This window comes from Bacteroides thetaiotaomicron VPI-5482, from assembly GCF_000011065.1.
Lineage (GTDB): Bacteria > Bacteroidota > Bacteroidia > Bacteroidales > Bacteroidaceae > Bacteroides > Bacteroides thetaiotaomicron.
The window spans coordinates 45,583-65,787 of record NC_004663.1 but is presented as its reverse complement, the minus strand read 5'-3'; the positions used below and the strand labels follow the sequence as shown (position 1 = coordinate 65,787).

The 20,205-nt window shown below is 51.4% G+C and carries 18 protein-coding genes; 1 reads left to right on the top strand and 17 read right to left on the bottom strand.

What is annotated here, in order from left to right:
• Positions 1-312: 312 nt before the first annotated feature.
• The 3 genes from BT_RS00300 to BT_RS00290 all read right to left on the bottom strand — a co-directional run bounded on the left by BT_RS00300 (position 313) and on the right by BT_RS00290 (position 5,736).
• On the bottom strand, positions 313-1,515 hold the full coding sequence (locus BT_RS00300) for an OmpA family protein (RefSeq protein WP_011107080.1): 1,203 nt from the start codon (positions 1,513-1,515) through the stop codon (positions 313-315).
• A 114-nt stretch (positions 1,516-1,629) separates the two neighbouring features.
• Positions 1,630-4,167, bottom strand: a complete 2,538-nt coding sequence (locus BT_RS00295) for a fimbrillin family protein (RefSeq protein ID WP_009039942.1) — start codon at positions 4,165-4,167, stop codon at positions 1,630-1,632.
• A gap of 69 nt (positions 4,168-4,236) precedes the next feature.
• Entirely contained in the window at positions 4,237-5,736 is a 1,500-nt protein-coding gene (locus BT_RS00290) for a hypothetical protein (protein ID WP_237708488.1), read from the bottom strand.
• 139 nt (positions 5,737-5,875) lie between these two features.
• Between BT_RS00290 and BT_RS24470 the strand changes: the two genes are divergently transcribed.
• Positions 5,876-6,022: a hypothetical protein gene (locus BT_RS24470; protein ID WP_225011879.1), complete on the top strand. Its 147-nt coding sequence runs from the start codon at positions 5,876-5,878 to the stop codon at positions 6,020-6,022.
• 409 nt (positions 6,023-6,431) lie between these two features.
• Here the strand turns inward: BT_RS24470 and BT_RS00285 are convergent, their stop codons facing one another.
• From BT_RS00285 to BT_RS00220, 14 genes are all read right to left on the bottom strand, one after another.
• On the bottom strand, positions 6,432-6,632 hold the full coding sequence (locus BT_RS00285; protein ID WP_009039944.1) for a hypothetical protein: 201 nt from the start codon (positions 6,630-6,632) through the stop codon (positions 6,432-6,434).
• Between the two features lie 52 nt (positions 6,633-6,684).
• Positions 6,685-6,843, bottom strand: coding sequence for a hypothetical protein (locus BT_RS00280; RefSeq protein ID WP_225011880.1), 159 nt, complete (start codon positions 6,841-6,843; stop codon positions 6,685-6,687).
• Between the two features lie 50 nt (positions 6,844-6,893).
• Complete coding sequence (locus BT_RS00275; protein ID WP_009039946.1) at positions 6,894-9,233, bottom strand: GumC family protein; 2,340 nt, start codon at positions 9,231-9,233, stop codon at positions 6,894-6,896.
• Positions 9,234-9,248: 15 nt separating this feature from the next.
• Entirely contained in the window at positions 9,249-10,034 is a 786-nt protein-coding gene (locus BT_RS00270; protein WP_009039947.1) for a polysaccharide biosynthesis/export family protein, read from the bottom strand.
• A gap of 38 nt (positions 10,035-10,072) precedes the next feature.
• Positions 10,073-11,014, bottom strand: a complete 942-nt coding sequence (locus BT_RS00265) for a hypothetical protein (RefSeq protein WP_009039948.1) — start codon at positions 11,012-11,014, stop codon at positions 10,073-10,075.
• Entirely contained in the window at positions 11,011-12,141 is a 1,131-nt protein-coding gene (locus BT_RS00260; protein ID WP_011107079.1) for a nucleotidyltransferase family protein, read from the bottom strand. Before BT_RS00260 ends, BT_RS00265 begins: the two co-directional genes overlap by 4 nt.
• Positions 12,142-12,212: 71 nt before the next feature.
• On the bottom strand, positions 12,213-12,500 hold the full coding sequence (locus BT_RS00255; RefSeq protein ID WP_009039950.1) for a PqqD family protein: 288 nt from the start codon (positions 12,498-12,500) through the stop codon (positions 12,213-12,215).
• Entirely contained in the window at positions 12,490-13,512 is a 1,023-nt protein-coding gene (locus BT_RS00250) for an MraY family glycosyltransferase (RefSeq protein ID WP_009039951.1), read from the bottom strand. Before BT_RS00250 ends, BT_RS00255 begins: the two co-directional genes overlap by 11 nt.
• Positions 13,513-13,532: 20 nt before the next feature.
• The gene (locus BT_RS00245) at positions 13,533-14,648 is read right to left on the bottom strand and encodes a glycosyltransferase family 4 protein (RefSeq protein WP_009039952.1); all 1,116 of its coding nucleotides are present in this window, start codon (positions 14,646-14,648) and stop codon (positions 13,533-13,535) included.
• 7 nt (positions 14,649-14,655) lie between these two features.
• Positions 14,656-15,777 (bottom strand): glycosyltransferase family 4 protein, encoded by a 1,122-nt coding sequence (locus BT_RS00240; protein WP_009039953.1) that lies wholly within the window; start codon positions 15,775-15,777, stop codon positions 14,656-14,658.
• A 52-nt stretch (positions 15,778-15,829) separates the two neighbouring features.
• Complete coding sequence (locus BT_RS00235) at positions 15,830-16,954, bottom strand: glycosyltransferase family 4 protein (protein ID WP_009039954.1); 1,125 nt, start codon at positions 16,952-16,954, stop codon at positions 15,830-15,832.
• The gene (locus BT_RS00230; RefSeq protein WP_225011881.1) at positions 16,954-18,246 is read right to left on the bottom strand and encodes a hypothetical protein; all 1,293 of its coding nucleotides are present in this window, start codon (positions 18,244-18,246) and stop codon (positions 16,954-16,956) included. Before BT_RS00230 ends, BT_RS00235 begins: the two co-directional genes overlap by 1 nt.
• Complete coding sequence (locus tag BT_RS00225; protein ID WP_009039956.1) at positions 18,243-19,223, bottom strand: glycosyltransferase family 2 protein; 981 nt, start codon at positions 19,221-19,223, stop codon at positions 18,243-18,245. Before BT_RS00225 ends, BT_RS00230 begins: the two co-directional genes overlap by 4 nt.
• A complete protein-coding gene (locus BT_RS00220; RefSeq protein ID WP_225011882.1) occupies positions 19,223-20,203 on the bottom strand; it encodes a glycosyltransferase family 2 protein in 981 nt (326 codons plus the stop codon). Before BT_RS00220 ends, BT_RS00225 begins: the two co-directional genes overlap by 1 nt.
• Between the last annotated feature and the right edge of the window lie 2 nt (positions 20,204-20,205).

The window sequence follows — 20,205 nt, the reverse complement described above, 5'->3', positions numbered from 1 at the left end:
CAGATCATAATTCATAATACCATGTCAAGAAATCCTTCCGGAATGACAATTGACAGGTTAATAATTTTTTTCTGACAAATAGAAATGTAAGGAAGACAGAGTCTTCCGCCTTCCTTACAATCCCCGCGCTTTTCACAAAGGACATAGGTCTTAACATCTTTTTACTTTCCCGGTTATATTTGTTTTCCGACCGGGAAACGGAAATATGTGGTCTGTCTGAAATCCGGTCTTGTGTATCGAAATCCGCGTCAAGGCTTTCGCCCAGTCTGACGGCTGACCAGAATCGGACAAGTTCCTATATGAACAAATGTTTTATTCCCCACGTGTGATAACCGCACGGCTCAAACGCGGGTCGTTGTAGAACATGTTGTCCACACCGCCCTTGTAGTCGATGCGGAGCTGTTTCTCGCTGACGCCGAACTCTTTCACCAGGCAGTCGTAAACGTTCTCAGCGCGTTCCTTGCTCAGGCGTTCGTTGCCCTTGCTGCTACCCGTTCCCGCATCGGCATAACCGGTGATGGTATATACGGTTTCCGGATCGCCCGACTTGATGATTTCGGCCAGCAGACCCAAGTTGGCGCGCGCCTCGTTGCTCAGCTTCGTCCTGTTGATCTTGAAGGTGACGAGGTTGGCGGAGGCAATCTTCTTCACGATGGTCTGTGCCTTCTGTTTGTCGCCATCGGCAAGGGCTTTCTTCAAGCGGTCGTTCTCCGCGCTCATGTCGTTCAGTTTCCGGCGCATGCTTTCCAGATCACCATAATTGTAACGGTAAACGGTCTTGCTGCGGTCCCAGCTGCGTTGCTTGAACTTATACGTCAGGCCGATGGTGGCGGAAAGGTTCCCCTCACCGAAACGGCCGCCGCCCTCACCGTCGAAACGGTCGTTGACGAACATGCCACGCACGTCGAGGTTCAGGGCCAGTACGTCGCAGAAGTGCCAGGAGGTCAGGATACCGAGGTTGGCGCTTACCTCCTTGGAAGATGGAGAGTCATAGACACGTGCCCAGCCGAGGCCGGCATAAGGACTGAGGTCCCACTTACGGTTTTCGTTGTAACCACCGAAAAGGTTCAGCACATTGAAGAGCACATCGGCGTGGAGGTTGCTCATCTTGTATTTGGAATATTGGAGGTCGTCGCCCGGAACGCCGGCCCATCCGGGCACATGTTCGCCTGTCCCGTGGGTGATGTCGCATTCCCAGTCATCACGTGTGGCGCCCTTGCTTTTCAGTCCGCTGTACATGAAGCGGATACCGATTCCCGGAGTGAACCACTTGCCGATAGCAATATCCAGTGCCGGGGCAATGCGGTCGCCGAAGTCTATTTGCTTGTCATGGTCACCAAAATACACCTGCCCACCGGCACCCACGCTGATGAACCAGTTGTCCCAAAAACGGTTGGTTTCCACCTTATACTTGTCCGTACTGTACTCCACCTTTTCTTTCGTATCGGAAGTCTGTGCGAAGGCCGGACAAAGAGCCACTGCGCACAAGGCGGTCAAAAAGATTTTCTTAGTCATATTCAATCAACTGTTAATGATTTGTTTCTTTATATTACTCTTGGCACTGATAGCCTCCGAAAAGTATTGATGCCAAGAATAAGAAAATTTCTTGCTTAGAAGCAAGAGCCAGGCTTACTGCTTTTTCAGCCTTACGACAAAGGTGCCGTGTGCCGCAAGCGAGCCGGTCAACGATGACGAAGCAGAAAGGGTTCCTGCGTCTTTCTGTCCGATAAGATCTCTTGCCGAATAAGATTCACTTAGGTCAAGAGCATCGTAGTCGGCCATAGAAATGGTGTAAGTTGCAGAATTATCGCTGAGGTTGACAGCGGCAATCGCCACATCGCCGTCAGCGAGGTCTTTCTGATAGTAATCAATGCCGTCAGCACTCTTGATATACTCGGCGCCCTGCCCTAAGGCATCTTGGTTGATGGCGATAAGCTCCTCGTTCTTGACAAGCGCGAGGTCGTGTGCCAAGTCGGCCGAACTCATATCCTTGGTCATGTCGAAGCCCAGAAGGATAGGAGAACTCCACATGCACCACATGGCAAACGAGGTCTCGGCTTCGGTTGAAGTGAGTCCACCCGCCTGATTGTAAACGCAGTCGCTCGACGACTGGCCGCTACCGCGGATACCGACGCAAATCATGTCGGCATCATTGTAACGGTTGATTCCGACATACGGCCAAAGGTGGCGCATCAGTACGATGGTGTTGTGCACACCCACGCCGTTAGCATTCTCATCGCCGTCATTCTTTTTACCAAACAGACCACTGTCGATTTTACCCCACCAGCCGTCACGGTGGTCATAGGTCATGCGCCAGCAGGTAGCACCGGTCTCGGCACCCCACTTCCATGGGTCGTGGATACCCCATTCGCACACGTACAGCATCAGGCCGCGGTCGTTAAGCGCCTTGCCCATCTTGGTGTAGAGTTCCTGCGCCATTTCGGACGTGTTCCAATAGCTACCCAGACCGGCATATCCATCAACGAAAGTCGATGGAGTCGCACCGACAGGAGCCATATCAAGGTCATAATACCAATCTTCTTTCACGAAGTCATAGCCCCAGCCCTTATAGTCCTGTGCATGGAGTTCCTCGTAGCCGTACGATGCGAAGTACTTCTCGCAGGTCTTGGTTCCGCAATCGGTGTAGATACCGGCTTTCAGACCGTAGTCGTGAATCAGGTTCGCCATGCGCGCCATGCCGTTTACGCCATTCGCCGTGGGAAACTTGCTTGCATCGGGAATCTGGTGGCCGTTGTCGTTCTCACTTTTCACCTGCCAGCAGTCATCTACGCCGAAGTATCTGTAACCGGCGTCAATGAGGCCTTTTTCCTTCATTCCTACAAGCTGGCTCGCGAGGATGTCGTAGCCAATCTTGTCTTTAAAGACATTCCAGGTCTGCCAACCCATCATGGGGGTGGGTGACTGGAGATCGGCGGCCCGGACGGCCACGTGGAGCTTGATGCCTTCTTTATAGGTAGCGCCCCCTACGGTGAATTCCACCGAATAGACATAGTCGCCGGCGGCGGGAGCCTTACCTTCCACAAGGCAGCGGCCGGCGTTCCAGGTCAGTCCCTCCGGCAGGTTGTAGACACGCTTGACGCCATTCTTTACGGGCACAACCGCATGATATTGCTGCGAGGTGCTTTGCGGCACGCGGATTTTGTGCATGAAGGGTTGCCCCGCAATGGCAAAAACGGTGTTGGCGCATGCCAGACGGCTCTGCAGGCCGGTCACCCAAGCGGCGTTCTCCTCCTTGGCATCGGGATTCTCCTCCATCGTCCACTTGTCTTTGAAGCGCGACAGGGTGAGAGGTACCGTGTAATAGGTATTGGACTTGAACGCATCGGCTTTCATCGTCTCGGTGAAGGTGATGATGTGCAGGTTGGTCTTGATCTGAATGCTGATTTCCGTCCCCGCAATGCCCGTGACGGGAGCCACGTTCATGTAGCCGTGGAAGGTGGAGGCGGACAGTTCCGGCGTATCCGTCCATTCCATGGTCACGGTGGAGGCATCGGTGGCCGGCGTGAAGGTGACGGCACGGGTGGAAAGGTCACAAGTGAAGCCGCCGCCGAGCTGCTTGTCGGGGACGGTGAGCGACACGCTCAGCAGCCTTTCACCCGCCACGTCGGTGCCACCGGCGTTGATGTCGAACTTCAAGAAGGCGAAGATGTGCTCGAAAGTGAATCTTGAGGCGGAGCTGCCTTGGGGGGTGCCCACCTTCCAGTCGCCTTCCAGTTCGCGGGTGGCGGTGGAATAGTGCTGGGTCAGCGGCAGCGTGCCCTTGAAAGCCGTGGGAGCGGTGCCCGCCGTCTCCGTATAGGGATAGTAGGCATACAGGGGAGTCTCACCGTTCTGGAGATTACCTGCGAAGGAGGTCTTGTCGGTCTCCTGATCACTCTGGTTGGTGAAGCAGGCATTGGCAGTCGTGGCGCTGTACACGCCGATCCGGTCGGCTGGCAGCCAGTTGATGCCAATCTCTCCGGATGTATACGCTGTGGGATCGACAGCCGTACGTGTCGCTGGCTCTTCAAGTGCAGGAGCTGGGCAAACAGCCTCGATTACGGTGTTGCCTCCCGGTGATAAATCTTGGTCGTAGGCATTACAAGCTATCAGGAATGCCGATGCGGCCAGCACGGTTATTGCGTTTGCAATTGATATCTTTTTCATCTATTTTCTTTTCTATAGAATTAGTTTGCAAGGCTGCACGGGCCGTGCAGCCTTGCAGGTAAAAAGGAATCAGAATACAGTACCACCGTTGGCAATACCCTTCGTGTCACCCGAAGGCTTTGCCTTGGCAGCGGAACGGCGGGCGAGCTTGAACTCCGGATCCGCATTGTGCTCAATCACGGCCTGGATGCCTTGAGTGGTAGTCGCCTCAGTGCCTACGCAGTTGAACATTACCCAACCCCATGGCTTCGCTGCCGGTTTGTTGTTGTTGTGAAGCCAAAGGTTGTTAAGGGTAGAAGCAACTTGTGAAGGATAGTAATATTCATCGTCAGTGACGAAATGTTCACGTATAGCGCCGCAACCTCCCAAATAGGTCATCGAGAAGTTATTATGTTTGGTTGATTCGTAATTATCGCTGTATGCGGCAAGAACGGCTGTTGCGTTGTCTTGAATGCCGCTTCGCCACTCAAGACCAGATAAACCCTTAGATTTTTTTATCGGATTGGCACAATCAGAGTAGATGATATTCATGTTCTCGGTCAGAGCCGAAGCCGATGTGCCACCGGCATTCTTATTAGGTTGAGCGCCATAAGGCATGGGCGAATAATACACATTTTCTTCAGCAACCTCATTAAAGGTATTCATCCATACATTGGCTCCGGACAGTTGGTTCCATGCGTCGGTGTATCCGTCGTTAAGCTGCACCTTGACAATCACTTTCCCCTTGACGTCACCGATGGTGGTGTTGGGATTGATACCGGTTGCAATCAGTCCCATGTCTTCGACTTTGTCAAGCACGACTTTCAGGCGGCTGTACAAAGTGGACAACTGTGCCGTAGTTATGCCGCTAATCCAGTCGGAGATGGCGAGCACGCAGAACTCATCCTTGTGGGTTCCGGACATCTCCTTTTGCAGTGCTATCAGTACGTCGCCGAGGGTCCAGTAACCACTGTTGTCAGATTTCAATACGCTATTACCATCAGAATCAGCGATACCCACCGACGTGGAGCCGCCATCTATCGAGGAGGTCTGAGCGATGGTATTGACATGGCACTGGAACACACGCACACCGGCATTGAACTGGTCTTTCAATTCCATTGTTTGAGTCTTCTTGTATGTGTCCGACATCAGATAGTTGAACGACAGCACGGAACCCGGCAACGAAATCTCGGAAAGGTAGATGTTCGGATCGAGCTGCGACAGCCAAATCGTGTAATCGAACTTCAAATCTTTAACGTTAATCTTCGGAAGTTTCACGAAGTGAATCTGCCTCGGCTCGAAGTTGGTCATATTCAAATTCTTGGTCAGAGTCCGTGCATCTGCAGTCACGACCGTTACCTTACACAACGTGACATTCGGATTCGGAATCATGAAGGCGCTCACCTTGAGCTGGCTGCCATCGTCCATCATGACACCCACCCTGTCACCAGCTTCATCGGCGAATTTAGTATCGATCGTAATGCTGTTCGAGGCGTCGTCGCCGAAGGTAAATTCCTTTGATTTGTAATCGTACGTAAAGCTACCGGCAATAGGAGCGTCTGCCTCGATGATGACAGAGGTGACGCGCACATCACTCTGCGTATTGTTCTTGATGGTGCCGTTCACGGTAATGTCAACCATCGATGCGAAGGGTTCGAACTCCAGATTCACGGTCTTCTCGGTAGCGGGATTATAACCCGTTTTCTTCGCGATCATCAGCGCGCAGTCCATGTCAGCGGTAGTCTGGAACTCACCAACCGCTTCGTCCGTCATCACTTCCGTGGTGGAAGCCGTCTGTCTGTCGGGCATTGTGGCAGAAAGCGATGTGTCCTTGCCGCTACCCGACTTTACAGCCTTTGCCGGATACATGGCATAGAAATCGTAATTCGAAACGCCACTTGTCTGCACGCCAACATCGCCGTCCTTGGCAACCGGAGCCGGCCCTACCATGTCCTTCGTGGCCTGGACGGTGTACGAAGCCTGATTGGCGCTTGCCAACGCCTGGGGGGAATAGATGTAGATGTGGTCCAAAGAAGACTCATAGTTCCAGAAAATCTTCCAGGAGGTAGCGTCCGGATCCGCCACATCCGCGGGATCGTAATAGGTGCGCGTCCGGTTAGACTCAACCGTGGTGCCGAAATCGAATTCCGTACCTTCCGGCAGGGGATCGCTACCCGACATATTGTCATCTGTACAACCGGCAAAGCTTAAAGCCAGCAAAGACCAAGCAAGAGCCGGAATCAAAAATCTCTTATTCATATTCATTCAGATTATGTTCTTATTCATTAGTTATTATCCCAAGAATCATTAGTAAAGTCATTCGCTGTTCCAAAAGATTGGTTGACTTCCTGAGCCGTAGTTGTTGTACCGGGCGACTGAGCCGTGTGACTAGTAGAGCCGCACAGGTTTCCTTCCAATTCCACCTGAGTTTTCTTCGTGGAAGGAGACTCGTAAGTTTTTAAGCCTTTGTTTTCATTTTCGTCCATATACTTTAATGTTTTAAAAAGTTAATGTATCCTTATTTAGTGATAAGCTGCCTTATACGGCTTCCGTATAGGGCAGCATACGCCCCCGTATCTGTAAGGGAGGTTCCGTCATCGCCTCCGGACTTGTCCCGGGACCTCTTGACGGGGCTGTGCCGGCATGGATTGTCTTTTCCGGCCACCCGTTAATCTGATACCTGATTTCTTGTGTCATAATGTAATTATATTTAAAAAGATTAAACGTAAATGCTTGAAGTATATCGGTCATTTCCTTCTCCCGTGTTTCCCGTATCCGTAACCATAGCCATACCCGTATCCATATCCGTAACCGTAGCCACGGCGGTGCGGGCCCACCCCGTTGAGGATAATTGCCATGTTGCGGAGCTTGTTATCGCGGTAAAGCTCCTCCATGTCGGGCAGCAGGCGGCGGTCCAGGCGGCCGGCGCGCACCACGAAGATGGTGAGGTCGCTGATGCGGTTGGTGATAGTGGCGTCCGCCACGATGCCCACGGGGACATTGTCCACGATGATGTAGTCGTAGCGTTGGCGCAGTTCCTCCACCATCGCGTCAAGCCGTTCGTCCATGAGCAGCTCCGCAGGGTTGGGTGCCACCGTACCAGATGAGATGATGTCAAGGTTGTCGAATTTCCCGTCGGTGTGGATGATGTCGTCCAGGCGGATGGAGTCGTCGGCCAGATAGTTGGTCACGCCCACCGGGTGTTTATGGAAGTGGCGGCTCAGGGTGCCCTTGCGGATATCGAGGTCCACCAGCACCACACGTTTCCGGGTGAGCACGAGGCTCATGGCAAGGTTGCGGGAAATGAACGTCTTTCCCGCACCTTCATTAAACGAAGTGAAGGTGACGACTTGCATCGGTTTGTCTTTTTTCACCATGAATGTCATGTTGGTGCGCAGGATGCGGAAACTCTCGGCCAGCATGCCGTCTTCCTCGCCGACGGCAACACCCGCTTTCGCCGCCTCCTTGTCCTGCGGCACTTCGCCGAGGAAAGGAATGCTCACCGCGCCCTTCAGGTCCTTGCGGCTGTGTACCCGGGTGTCCATGAAGAGGATCATGAGGAACACCACGCCGGGGACGGCCAGGCCGACGAGCACCCCGAGCAGCAGGATGCGGTTGCGCACGGGTGAGATGGGTCCCGCGGGTCCGTCCACGCTGTCGATGGTGCGCGCGTTGTTGTCGGCCATCGCCTGCGAGAGGGCGTTCTCCTCCCGCCGGTTGAGAAGGAACATGTAGAGCGCCTCCTTGATTTTCTGCTGCCGCTCGATGGAGAGCATCTGCCGTTCCTTGGTGGGCACGGTGGTAAACCGCGCCTGTGCCTGCTCCTGGCGGCTGCGCGCGTCGTTGCGCTTCATGTTGATCCCCACAATCATGTTGTCCACCGCACGGATGATACTCTGCCTCAGGGCGTGTATGCTGTTGTTAAGCTCCTCCACCACGGGGTTGCTCTCGCTGCTGTCGGCTATCAGCTTGTCGCGCTTCAGCTTCAGGGCGTTGTACTGGTTTATCTGCCCCTCCACGGCGGCGTCGCTGATGCCCGTCCCCGAGGGGATGAGGTCACGGCTTTTCGTGGGGTCGGTGAGGTACTCCTTGATGAACCGCGCCAGTTTCAGCTGGGTCTCCTGCTCCAGCGCGTCGGCGCTGTAGGCCTGTGCCTCGCCCATGTAGCGGCCGGCCAGCGAGCCGATGTCCATCACCTGGTTGTGCTGCTTGAACGATTCCAGCTCGGTCTCCACGCCGCCAAGCTCCCGCTCGATGATGAGCAGGCGCTCGTTGATGAACTCGGAGGTGTTCACCGCCACCTGGTTCTTGTCGTTGACGGCTTCCGCGTTATACACGTTCACCAGCGTGTTCAGCACGTCCTCGGCACGCAGGGGCGAGCCGTCCTTCAGCGAGAGCACGAGGATGGACGACTCGTCCTCCTCCTGCCGGATTCCCATGCTGCCCTGGAGGCGTCCCGCCACGGCGTTCAGCGGGTTCTTGACGACGTGGATCTCGCGACCCGTCCACGACTTGCCCCAGTGGTCGGTACCCGTCACCAATATCCGCTCGCCGCCGACGGCCAGCGTGTCGTTCAGCCGCACGTCATAGCTATCCTTGGCGGCAGGCAGCCCCCCGAACCCGGAAAGCGTCACCGTCGCATCGTCCTTGGGCGTCACCACGAACGAGATGTGCCGTTCGGGCAGCACGTTGATGAAGGAGACGTTCACCGGAGACAGCGTATAGAGCTCGTTCATACGCAGCCCGCTCTCCACACGGTAGTCCACGTCGGCGTGCAGGCGCTGCACCACCTCGCGCATCAGCCGTTTGGAACGGAACTGGAGAATCTCGTTGGCCACGTTCACCTTGTTGATATAGTTGTCGTAGCGGTCGAGCCCCGCCGTGGAGGTCTTGTTGGACGGGTCCTTGATGATGACCGTGACGGAGCGGAAGAACACCAGCGGGGATTTGGCGTAGTGGTACCACGCCATCCCCCCGAAAAGCAGCACGGACAGCACGAACCACTTCCACTTCGACAGCAGATAGACGGACAGGTCCACTAAGTTGACGCCCTGTTCGTTCTTGTTGGATAAACTGTTGTTTTGCATAATTCAGAGATGTGTTTACTTGATGGCCCAGATGACGGAGCAGACGGCCGTGATGAACGAGAGGATTCCGGTGGTGTACTTCCAGCCCTTGTCCTCGCGGTCCTGCTTGCGGTATTTCGGTTCGACATAGACGATGTCGTTCTGTTGCAGGTAGAAGCAGGGCGACTCGAACAGCTCCTTGCTGCGCAGGTCGTGCTGGTACATCACCCGCTGCCCGTCCTCCTCACGGATGACCGCCACACGGTTCACCCGGCCCCTTTGGGTGACATCGCCCGCCTTGGCGATGGCCTCCAGCAGGGTGATGCGGTCGCCCTCCACCGAGAAGGTGCCGGTGTTGCCCACCGCGCCCAGGACGGAATACTTGAAATTGAGGAACTCCAGCGACACCAGCGGGTCCTTGATATACTTCCCGTCGATGATGCGGTTGCGTATCAGGGCGGTCACCTCGCTCACCTTCAGCCCCTCCACATGCAGCTTGCCCAGGATGGGGAAACTAATGTTCCCTTCCACGTCCACACGGTAGCCTTTCTTCACGGCAGCGGACTCCGTCACCGCGCCGTTGGCACCCACCGAGAAGGCCCCGCCGCCCGCGTTGAACGGGATGGACAGCTCGGGGTTCTTGCTGCTCACGGTGATGTCCAGGCGGTCGTTGGCATGCACCACCGCCTCATACCTGGTGTCATACGGATAGCCGAGCCCCATCTCCATGTCCTGCAGGTAGACGAATTTCTTCGACGAACTGCAGGAGGAGAGCAGGAGCACTGCCACCGCCACAATCCAAAAACAGTCTTTTCTTTTCATTGCTTTCTTTGCTTTATTTAGGGTTTATCAATCATCGTTCATAGTCCGCCGTTCTCCGGCAGGCCGTCCCGTACTTCCCGGGCTTTCGCATCCCGCACGTACAGGCTCTCGAAACAGAGCCATGCGGCCTCCCGGTCGGGCAGGCATTCCAACCGTCCGACGGGCACCTGTTCGGTTACCCGTATCAGGATACGGCAAAGTTCGTCATGCAGGCGGATGTCCTGACGGATGGCGGAGCAGGAGGGCAGCAATGCGGCGAAAGCTTCCGGCCCCTCAAGCGGGGTGAACCGGTTCGTGCCGGACTGTTGCAGGCGGACGATTCCGGCCACGGGACGGCGCTCGTTCCTGTAGCAGGGTGTCTTCCCGCTCCACGGCGTGCCGTAGACCGATACCATGCCGTCCTCTATCCGCAGCACGGGATTGTCGTCATTCAGCAGGCGGCAGTCCGGAAAGGCCTCCAGCCATTGCCGGGAGTGCGTGCTCTTGCCCGTGCCGCTCTTGCCGAGGAAAAGGTAGCCCCTGCCTTTCAGGCTGACGCAGGAGGCATGGACGGAAACGGCGTCCCGCCCGAGTGCCGCCTGGGCGTAGAGGATGCGGAGCATGGACGACAGTACCTCCCCCATGGACGGGTCCTCCACCCGGAGGAAGGCCGTGGCATCGTCAAAAGCAGTGTCCACAGTCATGAGATGTGCGCCACCATCCATAGGGCCGTAACTTATCTCCGTCCGGTAACCGCCGGGAATGCGCAGAAGGCATACATGCCCCATGTCGTTGGACGACTCGTCCAGCAGCTCCGCGCGTTTCCCGTCATCCGCAAAGGGACGGGTGTCGGCAAGCAGCCGGAAAATCCGTTCCCCTTCCGGGCATTCCCCGCACCGGAACGGACGGAAGGAGGGCAGCAGCGTCTCTGCGTCCAGCCCACCGGGAAGGATGACGGAGAATGTCAGCCCCGCCACCCTGAAAAAATATTCGTTTCTCATCTGAGGTTTCCTATTATCAGTCTTACCGAAATCCAGAACGCCTCCTTGCGGGCGTAGGCGCTGGAGAAGCCGCGGTGTTTCCAGAAGGAGAGGAAGGTACGCAGTTTCCTTTCCCACCTTGCCTGGGAAGCCTTGCCCTTGGTGCCGCCGTACTGTCCGAAGTTCCCTCCCTCCAGCACGATGCGCAGCAGTTCGGGAGAGGAACATGCATCCGTATCCGCATAAGGAAGTTCGGCGCGATGCAGCCCGAGGTATTCCGTCAGGAATGTATGGAGCTGCGCGCTCCACCTGAGCAAGCCGGTCCGCCTGTAAACGGCTTCCAGACCCTCGGGGGAGTAGCTTCCGCACAGGGTGTGGTAGGCCCGCGCCATGTCGCAGAACTGCCGAAGGCCGACACCGTGCCCCAGCAGGTGTTTCAGGAGGTGGGCGTTCAGCAACAGCAGGTTCGGCAGGGGCGACGGCACGGAGATTGTCGCTGGGAACTCCCCGGACTGGTTGCCCTCCGGCAGCCCGTCCCTTCCGCCCGGACGGAACTCCGTGAACCCGTGTTCCCTGACCAGTGCGGAAAGGTAGACTTTCAGCAACGGGTTATGAAGGTCGAACAGCCGGGTATGGTGTTCCACCTCCACTCCCTGCCAGCTGTAACAGTTGCTTCCGTCCGGCTGTTTCTCCGTCCGGCACCCGACCCGGCGCATCAGCTCCGCGGCTTCCCGTTCCTCCTCTTCCGAAAGGAAACAGAGGTCGATGTCCCCGCATTCGCGCGTCAGCGGATGTTCATAGAAGGCGGCCACGCCCTGGCCTTTCAGCAGTACGGGATGCAGGCCGTTACGGCCCATCCGTTGCGCCAGCAGGCATACCACCGCGTCCATCCTCCTGTTCTTCCGCTCGATGCGGTCGGTCTCCGCCACCCAACGTATCATCAGGGCGTCGCCGGGCAGCAGCGCTTCCGGCAGGTGGTGCAGGCCGCGGCAGACAATGCCCGTCACGGTCTGGCGCACCGCCATCCGGTACACGTTCCACCACTGCGCGTCCGTAAGCGGGAAGGGTGACAGGTCGTCCGGCTCCCTCTCCCACAGCCCCGCACGCAGCAGGCTGAACAACGCCTTATGTTCCGAAGAAAGCTCCATGGAATCCGTTTTCTAAAGCAGGCACTCCGGTAAGGGATCACAAGATGCCTTTGTCCTTTCAGTGTAAGCATTCAATCGCCGGTGCCCCGCCGGGACAGCAGCCCCATCTTCTCCCATTCCTCTATCTGGCGTTCCACATCGCGCAGGGCGCGCCCGTATTCCACATCATACGTCTTGCAGAGTCCCTCCGCCAGTTCCCCCGCTGTACGGCCTTCCCCGTTGCAGACCATCTCCCAGAGCCGGGCGGCGGTCCCGTTCAAGCTGTACACGTTCGTCAGGTTCACGCAACTGTCGGAGACTTCCACAATCATGTGGCGGTTGCCTATCCTGCGGAGTTTCAGGTTTGATTTAATTTTCATTACGCAAGCATTTTTCTGAGTACCCTTCATCCATAACTGCACATGACAATGATTTAAGATACTCCTTATGTTTCGGATATAATTTTCGTTCTATAATCAGATATGCCGTAACCAAACCGATGGTAACAATTACGGAGTACAGCCACTTGTCAATCGGCAGGTATATATAGCCTAACGATATGGCCAATTGCAAAAGCACATAAGTAATAGAGACTGTCACATGTGAATGTCCCCCTTCATTAGCCAACAACTGAAACAGGTGCTTGCGGTGCGGCTGAAGCAGGTTTTCGTGCAACAGCAAACGATGGAAAATCGTCAACACCGTGTCAATACCGTATACCACCAGAAATAACAGATAAGTGACATTCCCGGTGAAAAGCACCAGTTTCAGCAAAATAAAGATTACACAATACGCCATTCCTACAGAACCGACATCACCCGCAAAACAGATGGCCTGGTTCCTGAAATTAAAGAAGCAGAATACCAAAGCGGATATCATCAGCAATTCTATCAATGTGGCATCTATGAAAGCCATTTCCCTGTTGAGCAGCCAGAAAGTGAACAATACCATCAGACTGAATGCTCCGGTCATACCGTTGATTCCGTCCATGAAGTTGTAGGCATTGATGATGCAAACACCCAGTATCATGGTAGGCAGTAAAAACCAAACCTTGTTTTCTACAAGCATTCCGGCTTCCTGTAATAGCAGGAACATTGCCACAAACTGGACGAAAAAGCGAAACCTGGGAGACAGGGAACATACATCGTCTATAAAAGCCACACTCGCAATCAAGGTCATTCCTCCTATGAACAGAGGATAACCGGTCGTATTCAGAAAGGCATACATCCAGACTCCTAACAGAAAGATGATACCTCCTCCCCGTAATACGTTCTTCTTGTGTGAGCTGCGTTGGTTGGGACGGTCTATGATGTTGAATCTGTCCGCAATTCTCAGATAAGCGAATTCACCGGCAAACAGTAACAACAATGCAACTAATCGTTCTATAAACATATATCTTTAGATTTTAGAGTTTACTTTTCATGATACAGGGAAGCGTACACTTGTTCATATCCGGCCAACATACGTTCCTTGACGAACATCTTGTTATAATGTGCACGTGCCTGACGGGAATAAGTGCGGTATGCCTCTTCCGAGCTTGTAATCTTCATAATGGCTTTTGCCAAGGCTTCCGGATTCTCCGGTTCCACATTAAGGCCGGAATATCCATTTCTATTCACCCAGGGAACTCCCGAACCTTCTATATTGGTCGCCACCACAGGCTTACCACACGACATGGCTTCGATCTGTACCAAACCGAACGCTTCGGTTTTCCATACGGAACTCAGGCAGAACACGTCACAGGCACCATAATATTGCGCCACTTCATCATCGGTAACATATCCTAAAAGGCAAACTTTCCCTTGAAGATTCTCCTCATTTATCTGTTTCAATAATTTGTTGTATAGAGGCCCGGTACCACCGATCAACACAACATAACCGTCATCCAAATACCTAGCGGCCTCTATAAGAAAGCGGAACCCCTTGTAGGCAATCAGACGTCCTAAAGCAAATATGATTCTTTTCCCTTTATATTGTTTTCTGATATCGCTAACCCTATCTGCTGACGGAACTATGGCCTCACACCCCAAAGGAACGATTCTGAACTTGTGTTCCATTCCGCGCAAAAACGGTGAATTCTCTAGATATACCGGTGACGTGCCGATTATCACATCCGCCCTCCTTATCAACCATGTCTGTAACGGCTTGTAAAGTTTCAGGGCATATTTCTGTTTCAATATGTCGCTATGCCAATGCAATACGACCTTACCTCTGTAACCGGACAGATAAAGTGCCAGATTGGCCATAGGATTCGGGCAATGAATATGGATAATGTCGTAATTCGGGCAAAGCTTTCTGAGTGTGGGTATCAATAAGGGGGAAATCCTCACTGAATTGACATTACAAACAGAAGGCATGGCATAAATATGGGCGTGTTCATTTAACGGAAACACACCGGCTTTTTCTGTTGAAACACATAACAGGTCACACGTGACGCCTTGCATTGAGATACCTCTTACAATATCCAGTATGGCTTTCTCCATTCCTCCTTTCAACGGATAGAATTTTCCTAGATGTAGAATTTTCATAGCAGATTCAAATGGAAGCAGGCAGTAATTTTTCAAACAGTTCCCGCCATGAACACACATAGAGTCCCTTTATGGCAGTCGAAGGTTGGGATGATAGAGACCTATGATCCCCCTCCAGCATTTCTTTCATAAGTCTTTTCAATTCTTCCGGTTTGTGTTCATTGAAGTAGCCTACGGCATGAAAGCCCGAAGCTGTAGCATGAGCATAAGGAAGATCTGCAAGTAACATGGGTTTGCCCGTTTCACCGAATTCGGAAATCGGCAAGCCCCAGGTTTCTACTTTGGAAGCATGTACCAAACAATGTGCGGCCTGATAGTAACCATATAACTTTTCCTTATTCATATATCCGGCAAACTCGATTGAGTTCACATCGTGCCAGTTTTTATAAAGCCAGCGGGTATAACGGTTTTCTTTTCCGGACAGCGTGACCACCACTTTAAAACAGCCTTTTCCTTTTTCCTTCTCCAAAAGCCTGGCGGCCTGACATAATACCTCGAAATTCTTGTGACAGTCCGGTGCGGAAGCATATAGGAATGTGAAACAAGGCAAATTCACGCTCTCCGTTTCCACTTTGACTGCCATACGTCGGGGCGGTGCTACGATAAATTTCTCTTTGCCCACGCCTAACATCCTGCTAAGTCCCTCCCTTAGCCATGACTGCTGTACTATCATATACTGATTACGGTGAACATTAATCCTGTAAGCATAACGGGTGAACAGTGAAAATAGGGCTATCTTATAGTTGAAATAAAAATCACGCCACGTCCGCTTATAAAAAGGAAAAGAAGTCTGGCAATAGACCGCCTGTCGTTTGGCTATCACACGAGGGGTGGTGTCATGCAGTGAAAGCCATAAATCAATCCCGGGTAATCGTTGAGAAATGCGGTGCATGGTTATATATTCGCACCATAACCGGCGAGTCCAACTTTTGATGACATCCGGCAATTCAATATACTCAATGCCGTTGAACTCCGCGAGCCTTCTGTCGTGTACAATGGCTATCACACGTACATGCCCCTCACGTACACAGGTAGAAAGATATTGCAGGCACTCTTTCAGAATAGTCAAAGTACCTCCCTGACGCAATCCGACAGCAGACACGACTATGAGTTTTGCATTGTTTCCCATATTAGAATAAAAAAGAAAATATAAAAGACTTTCGTTGTAACGGACTGTACATTTACCGGAAGTTTTCAAATAAATCCGTCCATCGTTGCATGACAGCCTTTTCCGAAAAGCGGGATGCGTCGGCAAAAGCATTACGTCCCATCTGTTTGCGCAAGGTTTCATCACGCATTAATACAAGCAGTTTCTCTGCCAAAGCCGGTATGTCATTTGCCGGCACCAAATAACCGGTTACTCCGTCGGCAACAATATCGGAAGGGCCGCACTTGCAATCAAAGCTGACCGTAGGTACACCTGCGGTCTGCGCTTCGAGCAATACCATACCAAAGCCCTCGTAACGGGACGACAGAACTAGCACGGAAGCTTCCCGATAAACGCTTTGAATATCGCTGGTGGCAGGACATAGCTCGACACGATCTTCCAACGATAAATCTAAAATTTGCTGTTGCAGGCTTTCTTTCATTTCCCCTTCACCCACAATATGCAGCTGCCAATCATCGATTGAGTCGCACACCCGTCTCCATGCTCGCAACAGCATATCGAACCCTTTCTGATAGGTGTAACGGCCTACTGCCACCACCGTTTTACTCTCCAAAGCGGCGGGAACATCACACGCAAATGTCTGTGCATTAGGAATAACCTCTATATTTGCATGCCCTTCCCAATAATCCTTATCCTCATGCGTGAGAACCACAAATTTATCAAAACAAGCCACTTGCCTCTGCTCATTCCGGTTTCTCCATTTATCAGCCAGCCTCCAAAGTCCTTTGCGGTCGTACTGCAAACGCTTGAAGCGGGAGAAATGCACCTCAAGCACTTTCTTGCTTCCATCCTGGATGGAAGGCAAAAAAGCGACATCGTTACAAAACATGGAAACAGTAATATCCGGTTTGATGAGATTCAATACCTTTGTCAGACGACGTTTATGTTTGAGTTGCTTGAACGGATAATGAACCAACTTATTGAAAAAGGATTTTCCGTTGTTGGTCTCATAGTTCACATCCAGATCCACACACTCAATCCGCCCATCCAAAGCAAAAAAAGGTCTGCGTCCCCTCTGGTCTGTGGTCACAATGGTTACTTCATAACCATGTGCTGCCAGATAATTGGCTTTGTTACTCAATACACGCTCCATACCACCGGAATTGCAGGTGCCGGATATGCAATATACGATTCTCATTATGCAACCTGTCTGACTGTTGAACATTCATCTTCTTCTGCCATAGAATCATCTGCCACCAAGAACAGAGCATAAATAAAGAAGAGATCGGTAGCCACTTTTATCCACAATACATAATTCATCACCAGCAGGAGTATGAATAACACCTTATGTGCCGGATATTTTTTACGACATTCGCGTGTGCACAACACAAAGAAATAGGCAAAAGCCAATAATCCCGTTATGCCAAAATAAAATATAAAACGAAGATACCCCACGTCCGTGCCCATGTGGTATGCCCCATACAAATACCCGGTATAATAAGGATTTGTAAAATGTGGAGAAAGGAAATAACCGTCACCGATAATCCATGTCCTTAACTCTTGCGGAACCTGTTGCCACATCAACAGTAAGTCATTTGTTGAACCGGTCTTGATGCTACCTTTTTCCGACAAGTTAAAGAATGCCTCAAAGGCAAAGCGAAACATATCCTTGACTTCCACAGAAGAATAGTATAAAGAAGTAAGAATAGGAATTGTTACTGCCAACACAGCTGCAAATAACAAAAAAACCTTTTGAGCAGAACCGTTAATCCCTTCTCTCAGACAATATAATAGATACAGAATGGCAATTATGCCTCCTGCTAAAGTAGTACGGGCCACCATATTACCCGTAATAAATATGAAAATAAATAAGAATGCTAACAGAATAATCCGTCCATTGTTTTTATTCGCATATCTCATCAATATATGCGATAGCAATATCAACGCACAAGCAAACCGGCTACCTCCTGTGTCCAAGGAAGCTCCTATTCCATACATACGATCCAATCTGTTCAAGTTAGCCGTTTCCTGTTCCACGTATGTGTCCACCCATCCTTTAAATACCGGAATGAACTCATTCATCAAGGCAAAAAAACATTGAATGGCGCAAACACCTACAACATAAAACGCTATCAATTCTACCGTCACGTTGCCATGCACTGACTTCATACATCGAGTAACGAAATAGGCTCCACCTGTCCATACCCACATCTGTATGATATAGATTGCATAGGTGGTATCATTGGTCTCGTTGTATAACAGCGACACAATGCAGATCAGCGATACGACAAAAGCAGCCAGGGAAACCGTCACCATGAAATGGCTGGACACTTGTTGCCTGTTACGGATCTGATTCAGAAAAAACAATACCAACCCGCACACCGCCAAATAAATCTTAGTATTACCAACCGGTAAGAAAGTAAATGAAAACGGGAACATATACAAGGAACAGGCAATCCCCGTTAATATAATAGCTATAAAATGAATCATTTGTATAGTATTCCGTAAACAAATTTAAATACCAGCTGGTAATAAAGTTCCACCAGCCAAAACTGCCTTTTCGCAGCCATCAGTTGCACCAATCGCATACGCAGGGTCTGCCTTTTGTTCGCCATAATGTATTTGTTGGCTTCGGGGAAACAGGCCGTCCATGTCCGATAAGAGTTTTTATCGTTACTGATGAGTAGCGGCATCTTGGCATTGAGCTTGAAGAAGTTGATTTCCTTTTCATACTTCCCGATAAAATGGGTGACCAGATAGTCCGTCGCAGCCTGCAAGTTACGCATTTGACGTTTCATCTGTTGTTCAGGACTAAGCCTGGTGAGGCTATTCTCGTTTTGTTTTACATAATGATAGAATGCGTCTTTTACGAATCCAATACTCTTCGCATGTGAGAATAATTTAATAAGTACCAGCATATCTTCCCCTACATTTTCCCCTTCCATGAAATGAATATCATTCATTAAATACAAGTCACGTTTTATCATATAGAGCCACAAGTTCCAACGCATCGTTCCTGATAACATTCCTCTCAGAGCTGTTTCTGCATCAGCATAACAAGGCATGGGCATTCGCCGCTCATTTTGCCTAAAACAGAGATACCACCCGCAAGCTATAATATCCTTCTGCCCCTGTTCCGATCGCACCACCATCTTCTCTATCGCATCCGGCTCTATCCAATCGTCCGCATCCACCCAATACACATACTCTCCCGTTGCGGCAGCCAACCCTGTTTCCCGTGCAGCAGCTACACCACGATTAGACTCGTGATGAAGTATTCTGATTTGTTGCTGAAGTTGCGGATAGCGTTCGGCCACCTGCAAGAGCACCTCTACACTCCTGTCCGAGCTACAATCATCTACGAATATATATTCTATCTCCGTATAACTTTGTCGGAAAAGCGAATCGGCACATCGTGCAATGAAGTCCTCTACCTTGTAAAGTGGTGTGATGATACTAACAACCATTAATAATAAAGCTTTATCATTAGATACAGGACACCGGACAACCGCAATTTCAAAAGCAAGTACACTAACAATTTGTCTTTAGATGTCCGGCGGTAAGTTTTATAATAATCGAGTATCAACGGATAGTAAAAAAAATTCTTCATCCGCGCTAAATCCCTTAGTAGATAATTACGATTTACATAAAGTTTGAACAACCATATATAATAGTTCAGGACATGACAACGGGCATGCTCTGTATCCATGCCGAAGTTCCGTTTCAATCCGTCCAATACACCCAAAATCCGTTCAATGGTCTGCAAAGAAACAGTTTCATCCAACGCATACTTGAAATCCGCTCCCGGCTCAGTATAATAGTCGTATCCCTGTCCCTGTTTGAAAGCCAATGAAGAACAATGAGCCAAATAACTCCACACGAATACCACATCTTCGCCCACCTTCATCTCCGTATTGAAAATCAGCCTTAACGACCGTACCAGAGAAGTGCGGAACAGCTTCCCCCACGGACACAAAAACGTCATATCAGTAAGCCGGGCTTCCAATGCTCTCTTAATAGCTTCCGGAGAATGAGCTGTGTCAGTCGGATAATTTGCACTTGGTATTTCATTGGCCCCTACCGTATGATAACCACCTATCACCAAATCCGCAACTTCACCGTCAAGTAGGGATCGCAGGAAATCCGGTTCCAGATAATCGTCGGAATCCACGAAAGTAATCCATTCCCCCTCTACTAATTTCAATGCATCGTTACGGGCAGCACTTACTCCACCATTGGTTTTATGAACCACCCGGATACGACTATCCTCCGCTGCGAGTTGATCTGCTATCTTACCCGTATCATCCTTGCTGCCGTCATCCACAACTATCACCTCCAAAGCCGGATATGTCTGACCCGTTATGCTTCGTACACAACGCTCCAATAACCGAGCAGCATTGTAGGCCGGAACAATAACCGAAACTTTACCCTGCAACATTTCTTTCATCT